Below are 24235 nucleotides of genomic sequence, written 5' to 3' on the forward strand. Positions count from 1 at the left end.
TCTTACCAACGATAGTGAGCAAATGCTTTATTTGCTTCAGCCATTTTGTAAGTATCTTCTTTTTTCTTAAATGAAGCACCTTTGCTATTTGCCGCATCTAAAAGTTCAGCTGCAAGTTTATCTATCATAGTTCTTTCACTTCTTTTTCTAGCAAAAGAAATAATCCAACGAATTGCTAAAGCTTGTTGTCTAGCAGGACGAACCTCTACTGGAACTTGATAAGTCGCCCCACCTACGCGGCGAGATTTTACCTCTAGCAAAGGTTTAATATTTTCAATCGCATCATTAAAGATATCAATACCTTTTTTTTCTCCACCTTTTTTATCGATAAGTTCTAAAGCACCATACATAATCGTAGTAGCTGTGCTTTTTTTACCATCATACATTAAAGAATTAATAAATTTTGTGATTACTTTGTTACCATAAATCGGATCAGGCAAGACTTCTCTTACCGGAGCTTTTCTTCTTCTCATTATTTTTCCTTCAAATTTTAAATTTTACTCAAACAAAATCAAATCTAACGGATTTGTCTGTCTAAAAAATTACTTAGCACTTGCTTTAGGGCGTTTTGCACCATATTTAGAACGAGAAACTGTTCTTTTTGCAACACCCGCAGTATCAAGCGCACCACGCACGATGTGATATTTCACACCTGGTAAGTCTTTTACCCTACCCCCACGCACTAAAACAATGCTGTGTTCTTGTAGGTTGTGACCTTCACCGCCGATATAGCTAATCACTTCAAAGCCGCTAGTAAGTCTTACTTTGGCAACTTTTCTTAATGCTGAGTTTGGTTTTCTAGGAGTTGTTGTATAAACCCTAGTGCAAACTCCCCTTCTTTGTGGGCAATTTTTAAGCGCTGGAGATTTAGATTTTTCTAAAACTTTTTTGCGCTCTTTTCTAACCAATTGATTTATGGTAGGCACAATAATTCCTTTCTTTAAAAAATATAATAAACTTTAGATGATATCTAAATTTTACTTACAAAAATATAAACTAGAGATGTTTTAGTAGTGACTAAAATTAAAAATCCTATCCCATCTAAAACTAGATGAGATAATAAAATTATTGTTTATTGGTATTATATTGCAGATAAACTACATGAGTAGCTAAATACTCTTCAAGACCATGTTTTCCATCAGCTCCACCTATGCCACTTTTTCTAAAACCTGCGTGAAAACCTTGCATGGCTTCAAAATTTTCACGGTTTATATAAGTTTCGCCAAATTTAATTTCTCTACTGGCTCTCATAGCTATATCTAAATTTTGCGTATAAATAGAACTTGTAAGTCCATATTCACAATCATTTGCCATGTCAATTGCTTCATCAAGTGTATCAAATTTAACAATAGGCAAAATCGGAGCAAAAATTTCTTTTTGCATAATCTCATCTTCGTGTTTAACATTAGTAAGAACGCTTGCAGGAAAATAATATCCACTTGTATCGGTGATTTTTCCACCACATTCTACAACTGCTCCTTTATCCGTGGCTCTTTGAAGCATTGCTAAAGCATTATCAACCCCTGTTTGATTGACAAGCGGTCCCATATCAAAATCACCCTTTAAAGTATTTCCAACGCTTACCTTACTCATGGCTTTTACAAATTTATCTACAAATTCATCATAAACACTTGTATGCACATAAGCTCTTTCAGCACAATTGCAAACTTGTCCGTTATTACAAATTCTACTTGCCTTAATCGCCTCTACTGCCAAATCAATATCCGCATCTTTGCACACTATAGCCGGTGCTTTTCCACCAAGCTCCAAAGAAACTTTAATGATATTTTTAGCCGCAGCTTCCATTACTCTAATCCCTGCTTCAACACTTCCAGTAAGACTTACCATACCTATATTTTCATTGCTTGATAATTCATGTCCTACTACACTGCCTTTACCTGCAACCAAATTAAATACACCTTTTGGCAAAGAACTTTGCGAAACAAGCTTTGCAAATTCAAAAGCATTGTTTGGAGTTTCACTGCTTGGCTTTATAACAATAGTATTTCCTGTTAGTAAAGCAGGTGCCATCTTCCTTGCGATTAAGAAAAATGGAAAATTCCAAGGTAAAATTCCACCAATTACCCCAATAGCACTTTTATATAAATATATATGTTCATTAGCTCTATCACTTTGTATGATTTCACCCTCATATCTTCTAGCCCATTCGGCCGTATAATCCATATAATCTGCTGTAAAACTAATCTCCACACTAGCTAAAGATCTAGTTTTTCCTTGCTCTTGCATTAAAATTTCTGTTAAGAAATTAGCATTTTTGCGTATTAAACTAGCTATTTCTTTTAAATGATTTGCTCTCTCAATCGCTGGCTTGGCCTCCCAAGATTTTTGTGCTTTTTTGGCTGCTTCAATCGCTCTTTTAGTATCTTCTAAAGAAGCACTCGCTACTTTTGAAATGACTTCTTTAGTAGCTGGATTTAAAACTTCGATAAAATCCCCATTATGTGGGATAAATTCCCCATCAATATAATTTAAATAAGTTGTCATTTTTTCTCCTTTTTTAGTCTAAGTGAAACACTTCTTCCATATTTAGCCACTTTTGTCCTGCATAGCCTAAAGATATTTGACAAGGATCTGTTACTTTCCACCATTTTTGTGTGTTTTCATCTCTTGCCATTTTAGCTATATCCGCTTCAAAATCAGCACCTACATATTCAAAATATGCAAATAAATATTCTCCGAACAAATAAATGGAATAATTTTGCATATTGCATTTCTTAATCATCTCGCAAACCCCTTCATAAGGCTTTGCGTGAAGATTTTTATATTCCTCTATTTTTTCCTTTTTTATCTTTATGATTTGGCCATATCTTTGCATCTATCCTCCTTGTAAATTGATAAAGCATTTTGATAAAATATCTTATTTAAGTTTTTGAAAATTTTACTTTCTATGATGAGTTTAGCCCACTTAGCTGGAGCTATTTTTGCCACAGGATAATTGCTACCAAATATGAATTTATCTTCACTAAAATTTTCTTTAAAAAAAGCAAAAAGCTCATAAATAAATTCCTTTGAGGTTTGTTCTGAAAAATCATCTGGAACCGAAAGCTTAATATATAAATTTGGAAATTTTTTCAAAAGATTTAAATCTTTTTTATACTCATTTAAACGATCTATTTTTGGACTTCCTAGATGATTTAAAACCACTTTTAAATTTGGATTTTTATTTAAAAATTTTTCTAAAAAACTGAGTTCTTCATTTTTCATACAAGCTTCAAAAGGTATATTGAAAGTTTTTAAAATTTCTATTTTTTCTTCAAAATCTGCTTCAAATAGTCTTTTAGCTTCTTTTTTACTCGTGTGCATTACTTCCCTAAAAGAGCTAAGTTCTTCTTTATATTTTAAATCCGCTAAACAAAGCAAAAGATTATGAAGCTTTTTTTGCTCTAAAGCAAATAAAGCTTCCTTTTCTAAATCATCGCTATTGGTTTCAACATACATAGCACCTAAAAATTCAAATCCTTCATATTCTTCTTTTGCTCTAAAAAAATCATAATTTTGCTCTAATTTTTCATTGCCTTTTAACCATGAAATAGACATTTTATCCAAATCCCAAAGATGCAAATGTGCATCAAAAATCTTTTGCATTTTAAGCCTTTATCTTTGAGCCAACAAAACCATACCAAGCCACATATAAAAATAAAGGTGCCATTGCTAAATACCCCATACCTGTGCCATAATGATCATTAATAAAACCTATAATTAAAGGCATAATCGCTCCACCTACTATACTCATTACAAGCAAAGAACCGCCTAGTTTTACTTGATTTAAAGGCAAATTCTTTGTTGCAACTGCAAAAATAGTAGGAAAAGAGATAGACATAAAGAAAAATAAAGCAATTAAAAGAATAGTACTTAAAAAACCACTCGTAAAATACAAGCCAAAGCATATGAGTACATTAATTAAAGAATAAAGTCCTAAAATTTTCTCACCTTTAATCACTTTCATCAAAGGAGTAGAAACAATACGTCCTAGCATAAATGCAACCAAAGCTATAGAAAAATAATAAGCAGCTTGCGCATCTTTTAATCCTTCATTATGATCTACTACATAATTAATAAAAAACGCCCCTGCTGCAACTTGATTTGCTATATATGAAAATTGCGCTAAAAGTCCTAAATTAAAATGTCTGTGTTTAAAAACATGTATAGGCTTAGAATCATCTTTTTGTTTATAATCATCACTTACCGCACTTCCTTCTGGAAGCTTATTTAGAACAAAAGCAATTAAAATCAAAATAACAATAGCAGCAATTCCTACATAAACAAGCTGAACATTACCCATATTGGCTAGCAATGCAGCTTCGATTTGCTCCGCACTCGCACCCTCTTCTTGCTTGGTAATAGATAAAAATAAAGCTCCACCTATAATAGGTCCTACAAATTGTCCCAAACCATTAAAACTTTGTGCGGCATTGATTCTAAAACTTGCATTTTTTTCATCTCCAAGTTTTACCATGTAAGGATTTGCACTAGTTTCTAAAGAACCAATGCCACAAGCTAAAACAAAAAACGCAAATAAAAACAAATGAAAAGAAGCTAAATTTGTAGCAGGTATAATAAGCAAAGCCCCTACAGCATAAAGTGCTAAACCGAAAATAATCCCCATTTTATAAGAATACTTATTGGCTATATAACCCGCTGGCAAGGCTATGATAAAATAAGCTCCAAAATAAGCAAATTGTAAAAATCCACTTTCATGCTGGCTAATGTGAAGATGATTTTGAAAATTTTTATTCATTACATCGATAAGCCCATAACTTACTCCCCATAAAAAGAAAAGAGAAGTCACCAAAACAATAGCTATTTTTATATTCTTAGAATCAGTCATTTTTTACTCCTTAAATTTCATCCCAATTCAATGCTCTATCCAAATGAACATAACCTCCATCTGGCATTAAAATTTGTCCTGTAGTATGTGAAGCCAAAGGACTAAGTGTAAAAACTGCAGTATTTGCAATCTCTTCTATAGTGGTAAAACGATGTCCTAAAGGTATAGTTTTTGCGATTTTCTCATATTGCTCTTTAGGGTTAGGGAAATTTTGCAACCATTTTTCATAAAGAGGAGTCATAACTTCAGCTGGTGCTATGGCATTTACTCTAACACTATCTTTAGCAAAAGCACAAGCCCATTCCCTAGTAAAACCTATTTGAGCAGCTTTTGCCGAAGCATAAGCTGAAGTTCTTCCTTGTCCTGTGATACCTGTTTTACTCACTATATTTAAAATACTGCCTTGCTCTTTTTTAATATAAGGCAAACACTCTTTTGCCATAGCATAATAATGAAAAAGATTGTTTTCGTAAGATTTAATCAAATCTTTAGTGCTTGTGTTTTCAATATGCAAATTATCATTTGCACCTGCATTATTTACAAGGGCATAAATTCCACCATGTTTTGTAACAACTTTTTTTATAAGTTCTTCAATTTGTTCATAATTTTTTAGATCAATTTCATAAAATTCATAGCTTTTGCATAAATTTTTTAATTCTTCGTCGTGCTCTTTAGGCATAGATCTTGAAAAAACTACAGGAATTCCACCCTCCATAGCCCATAATTTAGCAATACCATAACCAATGCCTTTAGCACCACCTGTAATAATACAAACCTTATTTTTAATTTTTAAATCCATTTATTCTCCTTTATCTAATTTAAAGTCATTTTTAAATGCACTAATATCAATACGCCTAAAACTGCTATTAATGCTAGTGTTATAAGTCCAAACTCAACCCCAAAATGATTTTCTATGTATGTTTTTAAAGTCGGTGCGACAAAACCACCTAAATTTCCTAAAGACCCTATAAGTGCGATAGCAGCTGCACCACCTTTTCCCTTTAAAACTTGAGTTGGTAAATTCCAAAATATAGGCTGAATTACGATAAAACCTATAACAGCCAAGCTAATAAAAAATAAAAATGGTGCTAAATTCGCAACAAAAGTCGAAGCTATCATGCTTAAACTTGCTAATAATAAAAATAAAATCGCATATAAATTCCAAGAGCGTTTTTTATCCGCCAATGAGGTAAATATTGGCAAGGCGATAAAAACAAAAATCCAAGGAATAGCATTTAAAAGCCCTACTTCAAAACCCACATTTATTTGCAATATTTGAGCTATTTTACTTGGTAAATAAAAAAGAACGCCATAAACGCTTAATTGTATGCAAAAATAAACAAATACAAATTTCCATACTAAAATATTTTTAAAAATATCCTTGATAGAATAATCTTTTGCCTTGGAATTACAAATTTCTATATTTTTTAATAAAACAGTTTTTTCTTTTACATCCAACCATTTAGCATCTTTTGGGTAAGAGTCAAGATAAAACAAACAAAAAACACCCACCAAAACAGTAATTCCGCCCTCGATTAAAAACATCCACTGCCAATTTTTAAAATACATATTTGGTGCATAATCAAGTATAAAACCACTGATTAAAGAACCAAAAACAAAAGCTATAGGCACACCCATTTGATAAATTCCATAAGCTTTTGATCGATATATAGCTGGAAAAAAATAACTAAGATACAAAATAATCCCTGGACTAAAACCTGCTTCAGTCAACCCTAGAAAAAACCTTAATATATAAAAACTTGTTTCTCCTTGTATAAAAATCATAGCCATAGTTACAAGTCCCCAAGTGATCATTATGCGACTTAACCAAATCTTAGCTCCTAATTTATGCAAAAGTAAATTTGAAGGCACTTCAAACAAAGCATAACCAACAAAAAATATCCCAGCACCCAAAGCATACGCAGTTTCGCTAATACCCGCATCCATTTCGATGTGAGATTTCACAAAACTAATATTTGTCCTATCAAGCATAGAAAGACAAAACATCAAAACAATTAAAGGTAGAATACGCCAAGATATTTTCTTACAAACCAGCTCTAATTTTGTTAATTTTAAATGCCCCATTTTTAGTCCCTAACAAGTTGTAGCAAGTCTCCAAACTGAAAAATCATTTTGCTCGTTTATTTCAGCTTTTACCAATTCTCCATCTGAAATTCGCACGATTAATTCTATAAGCTCATCACGCACTTCTTCTTTTGTTTTTACCCCATCTATAATGCTTCCTGCGTTAATATCAATAGCATCATTCATATTTTCATAACAAAAAGTATTAGAACTCATTTTAATTGTAGGCACAATAGCAGAACCCGTTGGAGTGCCACGACCTGTAGTAAAAACACAAATATTTGCTCCACCTGCAACCATAGCACTAAGTTGTTCTATATCATTACCTGGCGTATTCATAAAAGTAAGTCCTTTAGAAACTATAGGTTTGGCATAATCAATCACATCCATTAAGGTTCTGGTTCCTGCTTTATAAACACAACCTAAGGATTTTTCCTCTATAGTACTAAGCCCACCTGCAATGTTTCCCGGACTAGGGTTTGCTCCTCGAATATCAGCACGAAAAGACTTGACTAAATTCTCATAAGCTAAAATCTTATCATATACCTTTTTAGCTATTTCATCGTTTTTTGCTCTCTTAGCAAGTATAGCTTCACAACCTATAAGCTCTGTAGTTTCTGCTAAAATTACCGCACCACCCTCATCAATGACAAAATCACTCAAACTTCCTAAAGCAGGATTAGCACTAAGTCCGCTATAGCTATCACTTCCACCGCATTCTGTGCCTAAAATCAAATCACTAAAATCTCCTTCACTTTTTTGTAACTTTGCAGCACTTTCAAGCATTTCATTGACTATTTTAATACCTTTTTCAATGGTATTTTTACTACCACCGCATTCTTGTATCACTAAATATTCAACCTTTTTATAAGGCGTTGCTTCTTTGATTTTTTCTGCTACTACTTTAGCTTGTATTACCTCACAACCAAGCCCTACAATTAAAACACCAAAAACATTGGCATTGCTCCCATGACCTATCAAAACATCTCTGGTTTGCAAAGCATCAAATTCAAGCTGGGAGCAACCATGCTGATGGTTGATATAAACCGCTCCATTACATTTTCTAGCTATATTTTCACACACTTTATTAGCACAATGTACACTTGGTATGATAATGACTTTATTTCTTAAGCCAAATTTTCCATCTTCTCTTCTATAGCCCATTATCTTTTTCATATTTATTCCTTATCTCCACGACCTCTAATTCCCGCAGTATTATGGATATGCACCCATTCCCCTGTACTAATATCGCAACTTGCACTAGCTATAGCTTCTGCGTATTTGATAATAATTTCATCTTTTTTTATATCCTTTAGTGCAAATTTATGTCCGCTTGCAATATCATTTAAAAGCTCAATATTTGCCACTTTTTCGCCTTTTTTAAAGTCACGCAAAGCTGTGGCAACATTGTCTTTTTCATTGACTATAATATATCCTTTCATAGTTTTATACCTGTTTCTTTTTCTATAGTTTTAATAAGCTCTTTTGCTTCATCAAAGCGAGTGTTTAATTCTTCTTTTGTAGCAGGTGATAAAGGATGAATACTAGCATTTACAAATTCAAATCCTCTGGCCTTTAAAAGCAAAGCAAAACCCATAGGAAAAGCTATGCTCATACCAAATCTTATGGCCTTTAATAAACTTTTTTGTATTAGCAAAGCTCTGCCTATATTTTTTTCATTGATTGATTTGTAAATTTCGCTCATAAGTTCTGGAAAAACTCCACCTATGCTAGTCATAGAACCTTTTGCACCTGCTAATAATGCACCTACATAAAATTCTTCTCTTCCTACAAAAACATCAAAATTACTAGGTACTACATCTAAAATATGATTTAAAAGCAAAGCATCTCCGCTACTATCTTTTATACCCACAACATTATCAAGCTTTGAAACCTTTTCTATAAATTTTAAGCTTAGTGCTGGTGCAAAAAGAGGTATATTATAAACATATAAGGGAAGTTTCACTTCAGAAGCTAAATATTTTACATATTCAAAAAGTGCATCTTCACTCAATTTATAATAATAAGGCATAGCAAGTAATAAGGCATCAAGACCTAATTCATAAGCTTTTTGCGCCAAAATAAAAGTGTTTTCATAAATTGTCGAGGTAATACCCGTGATGATAGGTATATTATTTTTTGTAGCCTTTTTGGTGAGTTTCATTAACTTAACTTGCTCTTCCACGCTCAAAGCTTGAGAATCCCCTGCACTTCCATTACAAAACAATCCGTTCAAGCCTTTAGAAATACCAAATTCACAATAGCGAATAAATTCTTTTTCATTGATACTTCCATCATCTTTATATGGAGTAAGTAAAGCCGGTAAAGTTCCTTTTAAAATTCCCATTTTTTTCCTTTCGTATATACAAAAATATATTTATATATAAAAAATATAACAAAATATTTGTAAAAAAATCAAGCTGTTAACTTGGTAAAAATTCGTATTTTATTCTTATTAACTGCCAATTTTTACAAAAAAATATTAAAATTAATAAATAATAAAAATTATGATTTTATGTTACTAAAAGTAAAAAATATGCTAAAATTTATAAAAATAAAACAAGGATAAAGACAATATGCATCAGCCCACTCTTAGAGTATTAAATATTCTAGAATTACTTGCAAAAGAAAAGCTTACCTTAAGTGCTATAGCTAAAAAATTAAACATTCCTGCTGGAACTCTTTGGCCTATTTTACAAACTCTTCAAGAAAAAAAATATATCAAATGTGATTTAAAAAATAAAAGTTATTATTTGGATTTTAAGATTATAGAATTAGGATGTAATATAAAAAATGAAAATAATATTTTTGAAATAATCAAAAAGCATATGAAAAATATAAGAAATTTAACCAATCAAACTTGTCAAATGGGAATTTTAAAAGATGGAAATGTGCTTTATTTAGAAAAAATTGATGCCAATAATACAGTACAATTAAAATCTTTTATAGGCACTTCGTATCCTGCTTATGCAACATCTTTAGGCAAAGCCTTACTATCAAATAAAAATAAAAAGGAATTAGAAAAACTTTATCCTAAAAATTTTGATAAAATTACAGAAAACACCTTAAATAATATAAATGAACTCTATCAACAAATCAAGCAAATTAAAAAAGAAAAAATTGCCATAGAAATTGGAGAAATGAATCCTCAAATTGAATGTATGGCTATAGGCATAGAACATAAAAATAAAATAATTGCTGCCATTAGTATATCTTATCTAATTTATTGCTCTAATAAAGCTTTTAGAGAAAAAAATAAAAAAATACTTCTAGAAGAAAAAAATAAAATAGAAAAAGTTTTAAAAATTTATTTTAATGATTTAGATACACTGTATTAATATAGCCCCGAAGGGCTATAAAATAGAGTTTTATTCTTGTTCTTTAAGTTTTAAATTTTGTTCGCCATAAAGCCCTGTTCCAACAGGAATCATTCTACCTAGAATAACATTTTCTTTTAAATCTTCTAAGTAGTCAAATTTACCTGCGATACTTGCTTCAGTGAGTACTTTTGTTGTTTCTTGGAATGAAGCTGCAGAAATCACACTATCACTGCCTATCGCTGCTCTTGTAACACCTAAAAGTACAGGTTCGGCAATAGCTGGTTCTCCGCCCAATCTAAGAATTCGCTCATTTTCTTCGCGGAATTTGCGTCTTGAAACCAAATCCCCTTCGATAAATTTAGTATGTCCACTATTAATAATTTTAACCTGTCTTAACATTTGAGAAACTATAACCTCAATATGCTTATCAGAAATAACAACCCCTTGACCTCGGTATACTTGTTGAATTTCAGAAATCAAGTAATAATGCAAGGCTTTTTCGCCTAAAATTTTAAGCACATCGTGACTTGAAACTACTCCATCAGTTAGCTTTTCACCTGCGTGAATAAATTCACCTTCTCTTACTTGAATATGTTTTGATTTATCGATCAAATATTCTGCGCTTGTGCCATCTTCTGCTTGGATAATCAATCTTTCTTTTGAGCGTAAAGGCTTATCAAAACGAACCACACCGTCAATCTCTGCAATTACTGCTGCATTTTTTGGTTTTCTTGCTTCAAAAAGCTCTGAAACCCTTGGAAGACCTCCGGTAATGTCTTTTGATTTCGCTGCTGCTTTTGGAGTTTTTGCCAAAATATCTGCTTGAGAAATTTTATCACCATCATGAACAAAAATAACCGTTTTTGGCTCCAACTGATAACGCACTGCTTTATCACCTTTACCTGCAATTATCAAAGTCGGTCTTACTCCGCTTGGTAAATACTCATTGATCACTAGCGAGCGCTTGCCTGTTGCCTCATCGATTTGCTCATCTGCACTATAACCTGCTTCTATATCTTCAAAACTTACCACACCATCAATCTCTGCAATGATAGTATTATTATAAGCATCCCATTCTGCAATAACTGACTTTTCTTGTTTTGGCGCACTAGCGATTATAGAATCAAAATTAACCTCTTCGCTATCATTAAATTCTATTCTTGACTCTCTTGGGATGTAATGTCTTTTTGCCTCTCTATCATTTTCATCAGCAACTACAACAAAAAATCCTTTTTCTTTTACTATATCGCCTTTTTTAATATTTCTAACCCTATCAAGTCGATCGCCCTTAAGAATATAGAATTTTAAAATTCCTTTTTCCCCTGCTTTGATATTTTGCACAACAGGATCCCCATCTTTTACAAGAATTTCACTTGCAAATGGAATACGGTTTGGCACATTCCAACCCTCTTTAATCATCTCAACAATACTTTCATTTTCTTCAACTTCAGCACCGCTTTGATACGGTAAATAAAGCTTTCCATCAATGCTTCCGCTAACGCCCGCTAATTCATTTGGTTTAGCAAGATCGTATTTTCTAAGAATATATTTTGCTTCTTGTTTTTTATCTTTTATAGAAACAATTACATCTTCGTGGATATTTTCTATATTGATAATACCCTTAAATGGTGCTTTAATTTTTGGCTCTACAAGTAAAATAGCCGCATTTCTACGATTAGCCACTATGTCTTTTCCCTCTTTATTTTTATAAGTTTTAAGATTATAAAATCTTATAAAACCTTCTTTTTGGGCGCTTACCTGTCTATCTTGTAAATCTGTACTTGCAGTTCCCCCGCTGTGGAAAGTTCTAAGTGTAAGCTGAGTTCCTGGTTCACCAATAGACTGAGCAGAAATGATACCTACTGCCTCACCTGGTTTAACAAGCTTACCTTCACCTAGGTTAATTCCGTAACATTTTGCACAAATTCCTTTTTTAGCCTTACAAGTGATTGGAGTGCGAATATTTACGCTTTTCACACCACTTTCACCTAGTATTCTGGCTTTTTCTTCATCCATTAAAGTACCTTCTGTAAAAAGCACAGAATTTGTAATAGGATCGATTACATCTTCAGCTATAACCCTGCCTAAAATTCTTTCTTCCAAGGTTTCTATAATAGAACTATCTGCAGTGATCTCATTGATTTCAACACCCTCATGTGTTCCACAATCTTCAACAGTAATTTTTACATTTTGTGCTACATCGATAAGTTTTCTTGTCAAATAACCTGCATTTGCTGTTTTAAGAGCGGTATCTGCCAAACCTTTTCTAGCCCCGTGAGTTGAGATAAAATACTCAAGAACATTCAAACCTTCACGGAAATTTGAAATAATAGGCGTTTCGATGATCGAACCATCAGGCTTAGTCATAAGTCCTCTCATAGCAGCAAGCTGAGAAATTTGAGCTGCACTACCTCTAGCACCTGAATCTGCCATCATATAGATAGAATTAAAGCCTTCCTTATCTTTTTCAACAAGCTTCATCATATCTCTTGAAAGAGTATTGTTAGTGGTTTTCCAAATATCAATAATTTTGTTATATCTTTCACCTGAAGTGATCAAACCAAGATTATAAGAATTTTGAATTTCTCTTACTTGCTTTTTAGCCTCGTCAATAGCCTTTTGTTTATCATTAGGAACGATAATATCAGCGATAGATATAGAAATACCTGCCTTAGTCGCATATTCAAAACCTAAATTTTTAAGTTTATCTAAAAAGCTTGCAGTAGTTTGTAAACCACCTTGTTTATATACATGATCCACAAGTGCAGCAATATCTTTCTTTTTTAAAACCTTATTCCACATATTCTCAGTAACAAAATCAGGTAAAATAGATTTAATAATAAGTCTTCCTGCTGTTGTAGTAATCTTTCTACCATCAACCATAGTTTGAATGCTAGCATGAATATCAAGGCATTTACTTTCAAGGGCCATCATTACTTCATCAATGCCTGTGCATATCTTATGTGAACCTTTTGCACCCATTTTTTCCAAAGAAAGATAATAAATTCCTAAAACCATATCTTGAGAAGGTACAGTTACAGACTTTCCACTTGCAGGCAAAAGAATATTCATAGAAGAAAGCATTAAAACCTTACATTCTGCGATCGCTTCTTGAGAAAGTGGCACATGCACCGCCATTTGGTCACCATCAAAATCCGCGTTAAATGCTGCACAAACTAAAGGATGGAGTTGTATTGCCTTCCCCTCAACTAAAACAGGATGGAAAGCTTGGATAGAAAGTTTATGTAGAGTTGGAGCACGGTTTAACATAACAGGATGCCCTTTTACCACCTCTTCTAAACATTCCCAAACCTCATTAGTTTTGTTTTCTATCATTTTTTTAGCTTGTTTTACTGTAGTGGCATAACCTTTTTCTTCAAGCTTAGCCAATAAATGTGGCTTGAAAAGTTCTAAAGCCATTTTTTTAGGTAAGCCACATTGATCCATTCTAAGTTTTGGTCCTACAACAATAACGCTACGACCTGAAAAATCCACCCTTTTACCTAGCAAGTTTTGTCTAAAACGACCTTGTTTACCTTTGATAATTTCACTCAAAGATTTTAACGGGCGTTTGTTTGCTCCTTTAACTGCATTAGCACGACGACCATTATCAAAAAGTGCATCTACAGCTTCTTGTAGCATTCTTTTTTCATTTCTGATAATAATTTCAGGCGCATCAAGCTCCATAAGTTTTTTAAGACGTGTATTTCTGTTAATAACACGGCGGTATAAATCATTTACATCAGAAACTGCAAATTTACCCCCATCTAAAGCAACCAAAGGACGCAAATCAGGTGGCAATACAGGTAAGTTTGTAATCATCATCCATTCAGGACGATTTGGTACTGCATCTTCGTTATTTGTATTTGCATTTAAATTTGAATTTAAGAAGTTTTCTACAACTTTTAAACGCTTTATAATGGTTTTTTTCTTAGCTTCTGAATTTGTAGCAGCCATTTCTTCTTTAAGCTGATTTAAAAGCGCCACAAGATCTAAATTTGCTAGCAAGTCACGGACTACTTCGCCCCCCATTCTTGCTTTAAAGCCACTATTTTCATAACGCTGCATCAAATTTTGATATTGTTCTTCATTTAATACATCGCAGTATTCTACTTTTTTGGTGCTTTCATTATCATAATACGCATCTCCTGCATTTTCCACGATATAAGCCTCATAATAAAGTACGCGTTCAAGATCCTTCATTTTAACACCTAGAAGTGTTCCTATACGACTTGGAAGAGAATTAACATACCAAATATGAGCTACTGGGGTTACAAGTTCAATATGCCCCATTCTAGAGCGACGAACTTTTGAATTTGCAACTTCAACTCCACATTTTTCACACTTAACGCCTTTAAAGCGCATTTTTTTGTATTTACCACAAAGACATTCATAATCTCTAATAGGTCCAAAAATTTTAGCGCAAAAAAGCCCATCTCTTTCTGGTTTTAAAGTTCTATAATTAATAGTCTCTGGCTTTTTTACTTCACCATAAGACCAAGATTTAATTTTTTCAGGACTTGCAAGTCTAAGTTGAAATGCTTCAAAATCCCTAGGTCTTGCATCTTCTTTTATTTCTATTACTTTAAATTTACTCATTATCTTCATCCTTGTCAAAAATCTCAACATCTAAAGCTAGAGACTTAAGCTCATTAGTCAATACAAAAAATGTCTCCGGAATTCCTGTTGCTGGGACATTTTCTCCTTTGGTAAGCGCTTTATAAGCACTAAATCTACCTTCAACATCATCGGATTTTATAGTAAGCATCTCTCTTAAGGTATGAGCCGCTCCATAAGCTTCAAGCGCCCAAACTTCCATTTCACCAAATCTTTGTCCACCAAAGAGTGCTTTACCGCCCACAGGCTGCTGGGTAACCAAACTATAAGGTCCAGTACTTCTAGCATGAACTTTTTCATCGACCAAATGGTGAAGTTTTAGCATATACATACATCCTACATGAACTCTCTCAGCGATTTTTTCTCCAGTGCGCCCATCATAAAGTTCTGTTTTGCCATCCATGTCAATCTTTGCTATTTCAAAAAGTTTTGCAAACTCTTCTATATTGACTCCCTCGAAAACAGGAGTTGCAAATTTAACACCCTTGCTCCAATCTCTTGCGTAATTTAAAAGCTCTTCATCGCTTAAATTTTTAATAAATTCTTTTTCATTTACAAGTCTTGGAATAGAACATATTTCAAGCATTTTTGCTCTTAATTCTTTAACGAAATCTTTTTGTTTTCTGTCAAAAATTTCTTGAATTTGATCACCCAGTCTAAGCCCTACAAGACCTAAGTGGCTTTCTAAAATTTGCCCTATATTCATACGGCTTGGAACCCCAAGTGGATTGAGTGCAATATCCACACTTTTTCCATTTGGCAAATAAGGCATATCCACTTCAGGTACTATAGTAGAAACTATACCTTTGTTTCCATGGCGTCCTGCCATTTTATCGCCCACTTTAAGCTTGCGTTTTGTTGCGATATACACCTTAACAAGCTTAATTACTCCACTTGGTAAGATATCATCTTTTTCTAAAATTTCAAGTTTTTCATCATGTTCAGCTTTAAGCTTTTTCTTCTCATTTTGGAAATGATTTTTTAAATCATCGTATTCTTTTTGAATCTCTTTAGAATAAGCTTTAATCAAAGTTGTTAAAGTAAAACGATTGATTTTTTCAAGTTCGCTAATATCTGCAGTTTGTCCTTTTTTATAATTTTTATCTCCAATTTTTTGATCGCTATTTAAAGGGGCTTTGGAAAGAAGAGCACAAACACGAAGCATTTCTTCTCTATCCATCATCAAAAGTCTATCATGATGTTCTTTTTCTAAAGCCATTTTTTCTTTATCATAAGATTTTATTGCGCGATCATCTTTTTCATAGCCTTTTTTAGTGAAAATTTTAACATCCACAACAACACCCTCTAAAGAAGCGGTTGCATAAAGGGATTTATTCACAACATGTCCTGCTTTTTCTCCAAAAATCGCTCTTAAAAGTCTTTCTTCAGGAGTTGGTTTAACCTCACCTTTTGGAGAAACCTTACCCACCAAAATCATACCTGGTTTAATATGGGTACCAATTTTTGCAATACCGCTCTCATCAAGATGCGCAACATCTTCTTCTTTTACATTTGGAATATCTTTGGTAATTTCTTCTATACCGTCTTTTAGTTCTCTTGCTTCAATTTCTTTTTCGTAAATATGAACACTAGTAAAAGTATCTTCGCGTATAATTCTTTCACTTACTACTATAGCATCCTCATAGTTATAACCATTCCAAGGCATAAAAGCGATTAAAGCATTTTTACCTATAGCAAGTTCGCCTTGATCCATAGAAGGACCATCTGCGATAATTTGTCCTGCTTTTACTATATCACCTTTTTTAACAATAGGGTGTTGAATATAATTTGTATTTTGATTGGTTCTTAAATTTTTCTCCATAGTGTAATGGTCAATAAATGGACCTTTATCATCTTCACCTAAAATAAAAATGCTTTTATTATCCACTTTCTCAACCACACCGCCACGCTTTGCTTTAACAGCTTCCCAAGCATCACGCGCAATAATTTGTTCCATACCTGTTCCTACTATCGGAGCTGAAGCAGTAAGAAGTGGCACAGCTTGACGTTGCATGTTTGAACCCATTAGCGCTCTGTTTGCATCATCGTGCTCTAAAAACGGAATCAAAGAAGCTGCAACTCCAACAACCATACCTGAGCAAAGATCGATTAATTGCACTTCTTCGCGTCTTGCAAGTATAGTTTCACCATCTTGTCTAGCCTCAACAAATTCTTCTACTATATTGCCTTTAGCATCAACCTTAGTTGAAGCTGGTGCGATAAACAAGCCTTCTTCTTGTGTCGCTGTAAGATAAACAACTTCATTAGTCACTTTACCATTTGCAACTTTTCTATATGGTGCTTCAACAAAGCCAAGTTCATTTACTTTTGCATAAGTAGAAAGAGTGTTAATCAAACCAATATTTTGACCTTCAGGTGTTTCAACTGGACAAATTCTACCATAATGTGTCGAGTGAACATCACGTACTTCAAAACCTGCTCTTTCTTTTACAAGTCCACCTTCACCAAGCGCTGATAAACGACGCTTATGAGTAACCTCGCTTAAAGGGTTGGTTTGATCCATAAATTGCGAAAGCTGACCTCCTGTAAAAAATTCAATGATAGTTGTAGTAATCATTTTAGGATTGATTAAATCATAAGGCATTACTTTATCAAGATCCGCATTTAAAGAAGTAAATTTATCTCTGATCGCCTTTTGCATTTTTGCAAGACCTAAATGAAGTTCATTAGCTAAAAGTTCACCTATAGAACGTATACGACGATTTCCTAAATGATCTCTATCATCAATATGTCCTTTACCATTTTTTACTTTAATTAAATATTTTGCAGTTTTGATAATGTCTTCATTGGTTAGAACTGTTACATATTCTGGAACTTCAAGTCCTAGTTTATGGTTCATTTTCATACGACCTACTTTAGTAAGATCATATCTTTCAGGATTAAAAAATAAATCATTAACAAAGGCTTTAGCCGCATCTTTTACAACAGGCTCACCTGGGCGCATTACTTTATAAATTCTAATAGCTGCTAAATCATTTTCATCATCGATATTTTCACTTTGTTTTAATAATTTTAAAGTTTCATTATCTTGTGCAAATGAATTAATAATAGCTGCATCCACTCCATTTGCCAAGTCATTAGCTATTTCAAAACTTTTTTGCTCTTTAATTTTAGCAAGTTTGCTTTCATCAAGTAAAGTTAGAGAGTCAAATAAAACTTCGCCACTTTCTTTATCAATAATAGGATTGGCTAGATAACGATTTAACAAAATTTCTACTGGATATTCTATCCATTTTAAGCCATCTTTAATAAGCTGTTCGGCTTTTTTCTTGGTTAATCTTTTACCGGCTTGATGGATAATATTACCCTTTTCATCCTTGATATCGTATTCTATTCTATCCATAAAATCACTTGGATTAAATTCTGTTAAAAATTTATCTTTTTTAACGTGAATAGTCTGAATAGGATAAAATAATTTAATAATATCTTGTTTTTTATATCCTAAAGCTCTAAAAAGCATTGTTACTGGAACTTTTCTTCTTTTATTAATCCTTACATACAATACATCCTTAGCATCATATTCAAAATAAAGCCAAGAACCGCGATCAGGAATAATTTGAGCAGTGTATACAAGCTTATTAACAACAGTCGAGCTTTCTTCTTCTTTGAAGATTACGCCTGGACTTCTATGAAGCTGATTAACTACAACTCTTTCAACCCCATTGATAATAAAAGAAACCCTATCTGTCATCAATGGAATTTCTCTTATATAAATTTCTTGTTCCTTGATATCTTTTATACCAACTTTTTCACCTGTTTTCTCATCTTTCTCATGTAAGGTAAGACGGATTTTCATTTTTAAATTTACAGAGTAAGTCAAACCTCTTTCCATGCACTCACGAATTGTGTATTTTGGTTTTCCAATTTCGCTACTAACATACTCAAGACTTAACCTATTTTGTGGATCATGGATAGGAAAGATTGATTTAAATACTTTTTCTATTCCACTTTCACCATTTTCAAGATTTAAAAAATAATCAAAACTTGCTTTTTGAAGTTGAAGAAGATTTGGAATTTCTATTTGCTTTGAAATATTGGAGAAATCTACTCTTAAACGATTTCTTAATTTATTGTCTAACATATTGCATATACCTCGTGGTAAATTTTGTAAATTTAAAAAAGAAGACCTAATATCTAGGTAAAAAATAAAAAAGAAGACTTACTTAAATAAGCAAATCTTCTTAAACTTTTAAAGCTTAATTACTTAAGTTCTACTTTAGCACCAGCTTCTTCAAGTTGTTTTTTAGCTTCTTCTGCATCAGCTTTAGCCACGCCTTCTTTTAAGGTTGAAGGTGTTTGCTCTACTGCATCTTTTGCTTCTTTAAGTCCAAGACCAGTTAAAGCACGAACGATTTTAATTACTTCGATCTTTTTAGCACCACCATCAACTAAAACGATATCAAATTCAGTTTTTTCTTCAGCTGCAGCTGCTGCACCACCTGCTGCTGCACCACCTGCTACCATTACAGGAGCAGCAGATACACCAAATTTTTCTTCAAATTCTTTTACAAGCTCAGAAAGCTCAAGAACACTTAAATTTGAAATAAATTCTAATACATCTTCTTTAGAAATTGCCATTTTTTATCCTTTATTTATTATTCAGATTCTTTTTTATTTTTAAGCGCATTTAAACCAATAGTGAAATTGGTAATTGGCGCATTCCAAACTTGCAAAAGCATAGCAAGCAACTCGTTGCGAGAAGGCATTTTTGCCAAAGCTCTAACCTTAGCAACATCTGCAACTTCGCCTTCAATATGAGCAGTTTTAATTTCAAATTTATCATTATTTTCTTCAAATTTAGCTGCTACTTTTGAAACGCTAAGTTGATCCTCGCCCCAAAGATAAATATTAGTATCTTTAAGAACCAGACCTGTTTTACCGGAATTATTAAGAGCAATGTTAGCCAAAGTGTTTTTAATAATTTGAACTTTTACATTGTTTTCTCTCGCATTATTTCTAAGTTCTTCAAGCTTTTTAGTGCTCAAGCCTTTGTAATTACAAACTACAATTGCTTCGCTAATTTTAAATTCTTCTTGAAGTTTAGCAATAATCTCAACTTTTTCGCTTCTAGTCACATTTTCTCCTTTCCGATTGAGATTTCAAGCAGAGTGGTTTTACCCAAATTAAGCTTTCGCCTCGACTATCTTCAATCTAAAATAAACATCTCAAAAAATAAAAATTTTTTCAGATGTTTATTTAAAAAGAGTTGCATTATAGCAACTCTTACTTCATATCAAGTAATTCTTGCGTTTCAAGTTTTACAGAAGGACTCATTGTTAAAGACAAAGCTGCGCTTTTAATATATCTACCTTTAGCTGCTGCAGGTTTATGTTTATTAATCGCTTTAATAAAAGTAGAAATATTATCCCAAAGTTGCTCTTTAGAAAAACTTACTTTTCCAAGGCCTGCATGAATATTTCCTTGTTTGTCTACACGGAAATTTACTTGTCCGCTTTTAGCATTATTAACTGCTTGAGCTACATCCATAGTAACTGTTCCGGTTTTTGGATTTGGCATTAAACCTTTAGGTCCTAAGATTCTACCTACTTTACCCACAAGACCCATTAAATTAGGAGTTGCGATTAATACATCAAAATTCATATTGCCTTTTTGAATTTCTTCTATCAAGTCATCACTTCCTACAATATCTGCTCCAGCATTTTTTGCTTCATCTGCCTTAGCATCTTTTGCAATAACAGCTACACGAACTTTTTTACCTGTTCCAGCAGGAAGTACAACAGAACCTCTAACCATTTGATCTGCATGTCTTGGATCAACATTCAATTTAAGTGCGATTTCAACAGTTTCATCAAATTTTGCAGATTTTAAATTTCTTACTGTTTCAATTGCTTCATTTAAAGCATACTCTTTGCTTACATCAATTTTTTGTGATAATTCTTTTAATCTTTTAGTTATTTTAGCCATATATTTTTCTCCGCATTTTTAAAGTGCTACCGCTTTTTACCTTAGCGGTAAAAGGTTTTAATCTACGATTTCAACACCCATAGAGCGAGCTGAACCTGCAATAATTTTCGCAGCTTGATCTCTATCCTTAGTATTTAAATCTGCAATTTTTTTATCAACAATTTCTAAAACTTGGGCACGAGTTAATTTACCTACCTTGTTCTTAAGTGGATTATCTGTACCTTTAGAAATTCCAGCTGCTTTTTTAATTAAATCTGTAGCAGGTGGCTGTTTTGTAATAAAAGTAAAGCTTTTATCAGCATAAACAGTAATAACAACAGGAATATTAAATCCTGCCATATCCTTTGTTCTTTCATTAAAAGCTTTACAAAATTCCATGATATTTACACCTTGCTGACCCAAAGCAGGACCTACAGGTGGTGATGGATTAGCTTTTGTAGCTGCAATTTGCAATTTAATTTCGCCTACGACTTTTTTAGCCATAACAAATCTCCTTACTTGATATAAATTAAATTATTTTCTCAACTTGAGAATACAAGATCTCTACTGGAGTAGAACGTCCAAAAATAGAAACATTAAGTTTTAGTAATCCACGAACCATATCGTATTCTTCTACTATAGCAGTAAAGTTTGCAAATGGACCTTCAGTAATTCTTACATTTTCTCCTTCTTCAAAAGAGATTTTAGGTTTTGGAGCAGCACGATTATGCACTTTTTCCAAAATTAAATTAATATCTTTTTCTGTTAAAGGAGTAGGTTTTTTTGATTCTCCAATAAAACGACCAACTTTTGGAAGAGATTGAATGCGATGCCAAAGTTCTGTATTTAAATCTAGATGTGCAAAAACATACCCAGAATACAAACTTCTTTCACTTATCTTCTCTTTTCCATTTTTAAATTCAATAACATCTTCAGTCGGAACAACTATTTCTTTTAGTTGCTCTTCGATTCCATTATCTTTTACTAAATTTTCAATGGCTCTTTTAACTGCCATTTCGCTACCAGCATAAGTTTGGATTGCATACCATTTATGAGTACTCAAATTTTGTTCTCCTTTATACAATCGCAGAAACAATAGAGGACATAATCCAATCCACTAACGCCAAAAACAAAGAAATAACCGCAACCACTACAAAAACTGTAATATAAGCATTTCTTACCTGTTCTTTTAAAGGAAAAATTACTTTCCTTAATTCGGCTTTTGATAATTTAAAATAAGTTATTAATTTTTCCATTTATTTAAACCTTAATTATGGCAGGGCAAGAGGGATTCGAACCCCCAACCATCGGATTTGGAATCCGGTGCTCTACCGTTGGAGCTATTGCCCTAGGGCATAAGCTTAACTTTTTAGCTTAACTTCTTTGTGAAGTGTGTGTTTTTTTAATCTTGGGCAATATTTTTTTAATTCCAATTTTTCTGTAGTATTTTTGCCATTTTTATAGGTGCTATAATTAATATCACCACATTCTTCACATTTTAAACCAACTTTAATTCTCATTTATATTTTCCTTAAAAAATTTAAAGCCAAGTATTAAACTTGGCTTTTAAAATTACTTAATAATTTTAGAAACAACACCTGAACCAACAGTTTTACCACCTTCACGGATAGCAAAACGAGTACCTTCTTCAAGCGCTACTGGTGCAATCAAGCTTACAGTAATTCTTACATTTTCACCAGGCATAACCATTTCAACGCCATCAGCTAATTTAATAGAACCTGTTACATCTGTTGTTCTTACATAGAATTGCGGTCTATAGTTATTAAAGAATGGAGTATGTCTACCACCCTCATCTTTATTTAGGATATAAACTTCAGCTTCGAAATCAGTATGTGGAGTAATTGATTTTGGTTTAGCAAGAACCATACCGCGGATAACTTCTTCTTTTTTTGTGCCACGAAGAAGAACACCAACATTATCCCCTGCTTCACCTTGATCCATTTCTTTTCTAAACATTTCAACGCCAGTTACAGTTGTTGTTTGAGTATCTTTAATACCAACGATTTCTATAGTATCACCAACTTTTACAATACCTTTTTCAATTCTACCTGTAACAACAGTACCACGACCTGAAATTGAGAAAACATCTTCAATTGGCATTAAGAAATCTTTTTCAGTGTCACGAGTTGGAGTTGGAATATAGCTATCAACAGCAGCCATAAGATCCATAATTTTCGCTGACCATTCGCCATCTTGTCCAGCTTTTGCTTCTTCAAGAGCTTTTAAAGCAGAACCTGAAATAATAGGTGTGTCATCACCTGGGAAATCATAAGAGCTTAATAATTCTCTAATTTCCATTTCAACCAATTCTAAAAGTTCAGCATCATCAACCATATCTGCTTTATTCATAAATACAACGATATATGGAACACCTACTTGGCGCGATAGAAGGATGTGCTCTCTAGTTTGTGGCATAGGACCATCAGCTGCAGAAACAACAAGGATAGCACCGTCCATTTGAGCAGCACCAGTGATCATGTTTTTAACATAGTCAGCGTGACCTGGACAATCAACGTGTGCATAGTGGCGATTATCTGTTTCATATTCAATATGAGAAGTTGCAATAGTGATACCTCTTTCTTTTTCTTCAGGAGCGTTATCAATATTATCATAATCTTTAAGTTCTGCCAAACCTCTTCTTGAAAGAACAGCAGAAATAGCAGCTGTCAAAGTAGTTTTACCGTGGTCAACGTGACCAATAGTACCAATGTTTACATGTGGCTTATTACGTGAAAATTTTTCTTTAGCCATTTTTTCCTCCATATAAAAATTTAACAAGGCAAGTCTATATTTATAATTTTTTCAATTTTATGGAGCTCATAGCGGGAATTGAACCCGCGACCTCTCCCTTACCAAGGGAGTGCTCTACCTCTGAGCCATACGAGCGCTCAGAAAAATTATATAAAAACATAGACAACTAAAAAACAATTTTAGGGGATTTACTGTAAGTTAGAAAAAAAATACAGCTCCCAGTCAAACTTTGGAGCGGGAAACGGGACTCGAACCCGCGACCCTCAGCTTGGAAGGCTGATGCTCTAGCCAACTGAGCTACTCCCGCAAAGCATGGTGGTGAGTCGTGGATTCGAACCACGGAAGGCGAAAGCCAGCAGATTTACAGTCTGCCCTCGTTGGCCACTTGAGTAACTCACCATAAATGAAATATTACATCTAAGCTTATTGTAATATTCTGGTCAAACACTGCTAAAATAATGGAGCTGGTTAAGGGACTTGAACCCCCGACCTGCTGCTTACAAGGCAGCTGCTCTACCAACTGAGCTAAACCAGCAAATAATTTAAAGATGGTATTATATCTGAAAAAAAATAGTTTGTCAAGATTATGCGCTATAAATTATTTAAAAAACAATTTCATAATTAAAAATTTCCCATTAAAAATACAAAAACTAAGATTTTTTATTGA

Annotated in this window: 22 protein-coding genes and 5 tRNA genes; 1 reads left to right on the plus strand and 26 read right to left on the minus strand. The window is 33.2% G+C overall.

Features of this window, described 5'->3' with window-relative positions:
- Positions 1–2: 2 nt before the first annotated feature.
- From rpsG to CCO88_RS04770, 11 genes are all read right to left on the minus strand, one after another.
- Complete coding sequence (gene rpsG, locus CCO88_RS04720; protein ID WP_002782933.1) at positions 3–473, minus strand: 30S ribosomal protein S7; 471 nt, start codon at positions 471–473, stop codon at positions 3–5.
- Positions 474–542: 69 nt separating this feature from the next.
- On the minus strand, positions 543–926 hold the full coding sequence (gene rpsL / locus CCO88_RS04725) for a 30S ribosomal protein S12 (protein ID WP_002839619.1): 384 nt from the start codon (positions 924–926) through the stop codon (positions 543–545).
- Between the two features lie 139 nt (positions 927–1065).
- Positions 1066–2505, minus strand: a complete 1440-nt coding sequence (gene aldA / locus CCO88_RS04730) for an aldehyde dehydrogenase (protein ID WP_002812504.1) — start codon at positions 2503–2505, stop codon at positions 1066–1068.
- Positions 2506–2518: 13 nt separating this feature from the next.
- Complete coding sequence (locus tag CCO88_RS04735) at positions 2519–2836, minus strand: L-rhamnose mutarotase (RefSeq protein ID WP_002780800.1); 318 nt, start codon at positions 2834–2836, stop codon at positions 2519–2521.
- The gene (locus CCO88_RS04740) at positions 2812–3606 is read right to left on the minus strand and encodes an amidohydrolase family protein (protein ID WP_002780799.1); all 795 of its coding nucleotides are present in this window, start codon (positions 3604–3606) and stop codon (positions 2812–2814) included. Before CCO88_RS04740 ends, CCO88_RS04735 begins: the two co-directional genes overlap by 25 nt.
- A gap of 1 nt (position 3607) precedes the next feature.
- Positions 3608–4849 (minus strand): L-fucose:H+ symporter permease, encoded by a 1242-nt coding sequence (fucP, locus tag CCO88_RS04745; RefSeq protein WP_002779466.1) that lies wholly within the window; start codon positions 4847–4849, stop codon positions 3608–3610.
- 10 nt (positions 4850–4859) lie between these two features.
- Positions 4860–5648 (minus strand): SDR family oxidoreductase, encoded by a 789-nt coding sequence (locus CCO88_RS04750; protein ID WP_002779465.1) that lies wholly within the window; start codon positions 5646–5648, stop codon positions 4860–4862.
- A gap of 14 nt (positions 5649–5662) precedes the next feature.
- A complete protein-coding gene (locus CCO88_RS04755; RefSeq protein WP_002806556.1) occupies positions 5663–6934 on the minus strand; it encodes an MFS transporter in 1272 nt (423 codons plus the stop codon).
- Positions 6935–6943: 9 nt separating this feature from the next.
- A complete protein-coding gene (locus CCO88_RS04760; protein ID WP_002806554.1) occupies positions 6944–8110 on the minus strand; it encodes a UxaA family hydrolase in 1167 nt (388 codons plus the stop codon).
- A gap of 2 nt (positions 8111–8112) precedes the next feature.
- Positions 8113–8376: a UxaA family hydrolase gene (locus CCO88_RS04765; RefSeq protein ID WP_002779462.1), complete on the minus strand. Its 264-nt coding sequence runs from the start codon at positions 8374–8376 to the stop codon at positions 8113–8115.
- Entirely contained in the window at positions 8373–9281 is a 909-nt protein-coding gene (locus CCO88_RS04770; RefSeq protein ID WP_002793543.1) for a dihydrodipicolinate synthase family protein, read from the minus strand. The genes CCO88_RS04765 and CCO88_RS04770 overlap by 4 nt, the downstream gene beginning before the upstream one ends.
- Positions 9282–9510: 229 nt before the next feature.
- On the opposite strand from CCO88_RS04770, the gene CCO88_RS04775 reads away from it, so the two are divergent.
- Positions 9511–10272 carry an IclR family transcriptional regulator gene (locus CCO88_RS04775; protein WP_002793545.1) on the plus strand — a complete coding sequence of 254 codons (762 nt, stop codon included), beginning with the start codon at positions 9511–9513 and terminating at the stop codon, positions 10270–10272.
- A 30-nt stretch (positions 10273–10302) separates the two neighbouring features.
- Here the strand turns inward: CCO88_RS04775 and rpoC are convergent, their stop codons facing one another.
- The 15 genes from rpoC to CCO88_RS04850 form a co-directional block, all read right to left on the minus strand.
- Positions 10303–14853 carry a DNA-directed RNA polymerase subunit beta' gene (gene rpoC / locus CCO88_RS04780; RefSeq protein ID WP_002839623.1) on the minus strand — a complete coding sequence of 1517 codons (4551 nt, stop codon included), beginning with the start codon at positions 14851–14853 and terminating at the stop codon, positions 10303–10305.
- Entirely contained in the window at positions 14846–18973 is a 4128-nt protein-coding gene (gene rpoB, locus CCO88_RS04785) for a DNA-directed RNA polymerase subunit beta (protein WP_002782940.1), read from the minus strand. The genes rpoC and rpoB overlap by 8 nt, the downstream gene beginning before the upstream one ends.
- Positions 18974–19092: 119 nt before the next feature.
- Complete coding sequence (gene rplL, locus CCO88_RS04790) at positions 19093–19470, minus strand: 50S ribosomal protein L7/L12 (RefSeq protein WP_002779455.1); 378 nt, start codon at positions 19468–19470, stop codon at positions 19093–19095.
- Between the two features lie 17 nt (positions 19471–19487).
- The gene (gene rplJ, locus CCO88_RS04795) at positions 19488–19967 is read right to left on the minus strand and encodes a 50S ribosomal protein L10 (RefSeq protein WP_002806542.1); all 480 of its coding nucleotides are present in this window, start codon (positions 19965–19967) and stop codon (positions 19488–19490) included.
- A 148-nt stretch (positions 19968–20115) separates the two neighbouring features.
- The gene (rplA, locus tag CCO88_RS04800; RefSeq protein WP_002779453.1) at positions 20116–20817 is read right to left on the minus strand and encodes a 50S ribosomal protein L1; all 702 of its coding nucleotides are present in this window, start codon (positions 20815–20817) and stop codon (positions 20116–20118) included.
- 57 nt (positions 20818–20874) lie between these two features.
- Positions 20875–21300, minus strand: a complete 426-nt coding sequence (rplK, locus tag CCO88_RS04805; protein WP_002779452.1) for a 50S ribosomal protein L11 — start codon at positions 21298–21300, stop codon at positions 20875–20877.
- 25 nt (positions 21301–21325) lie between these two features.
- Entirely contained in the window at positions 21326–21859 is a 534-nt protein-coding gene (gene nusG, locus CCO88_RS04810) for a transcription termination/antitermination protein NusG (protein ID WP_002779451.1), read from the minus strand.
- 13 nt (positions 21860–21872) lie between these two features.
- Positions 21873–22052: a preprotein translocase subunit SecE gene (gene secE, locus CCO88_RS04815; RefSeq protein ID WP_002780792.1), complete on the minus strand. Its 180-nt coding sequence runs from the start codon at positions 22050–22052 to the stop codon at positions 21873–21875.
- 18 nt (positions 22053–22070) lie between these two features.
- Positions 22071–22146, minus strand: a tRNA-Trp gene (locus CCO88_RS04820).
- 11 nt (positions 22147–22157) lie between these two features.
- Positions 22158–22316 (minus strand): 50S ribosomal protein L33, encoded by a 159-nt coding sequence (gene rpmG, locus CCO88_RS04825; RefSeq protein ID WP_002779449.1) that lies wholly within the window; start codon positions 22314–22316, stop codon positions 22158–22160.
- A 52-nt stretch (positions 22317–22368) separates the two neighbouring features.
- Complete coding sequence (gene tuf / locus CCO88_RS04830) at positions 22369–23568, minus strand: elongation factor Tu (RefSeq protein ID WP_002779448.1); 1200 nt, start codon at positions 23566–23568, stop codon at positions 22369–22371.
- 60 nt (positions 23569–23628) lie between these two features.
- Positions 23629–23703 (minus strand) — tRNA-Thr (locus CCO88_RS04835).
- A gap of 95 nt (positions 23704–23798) precedes the next feature.
- Positions 23799–23875: transfer RNA gene (locus tag CCO88_RS04840), tRNA-Gly, on the minus strand.
- A 6-nt stretch (positions 23876–23881) separates the two neighbouring features.
- A tRNA-Tyr gene (locus CCO88_RS04845) sits at positions 23882–23967 on the minus strand.
- Between the two features lie 60 nt (positions 23968–24027).
- Positions 24028–24103, minus strand: a tRNA-Thr gene (locus CCO88_RS04850).
- Positions 24104–24235: the final 132 nt, after the last annotated feature.

The sequence above is a fragment of the Campylobacter coli LMG 9860 genome (genome assembly GCF_000254135.1).
GTDB classification, from domain to species: Bacteria; Campylobacterota; Campylobacteria; order Campylobacterales; family Campylobacteraceae; genus Campylobacter_D; species Campylobacter_D coli.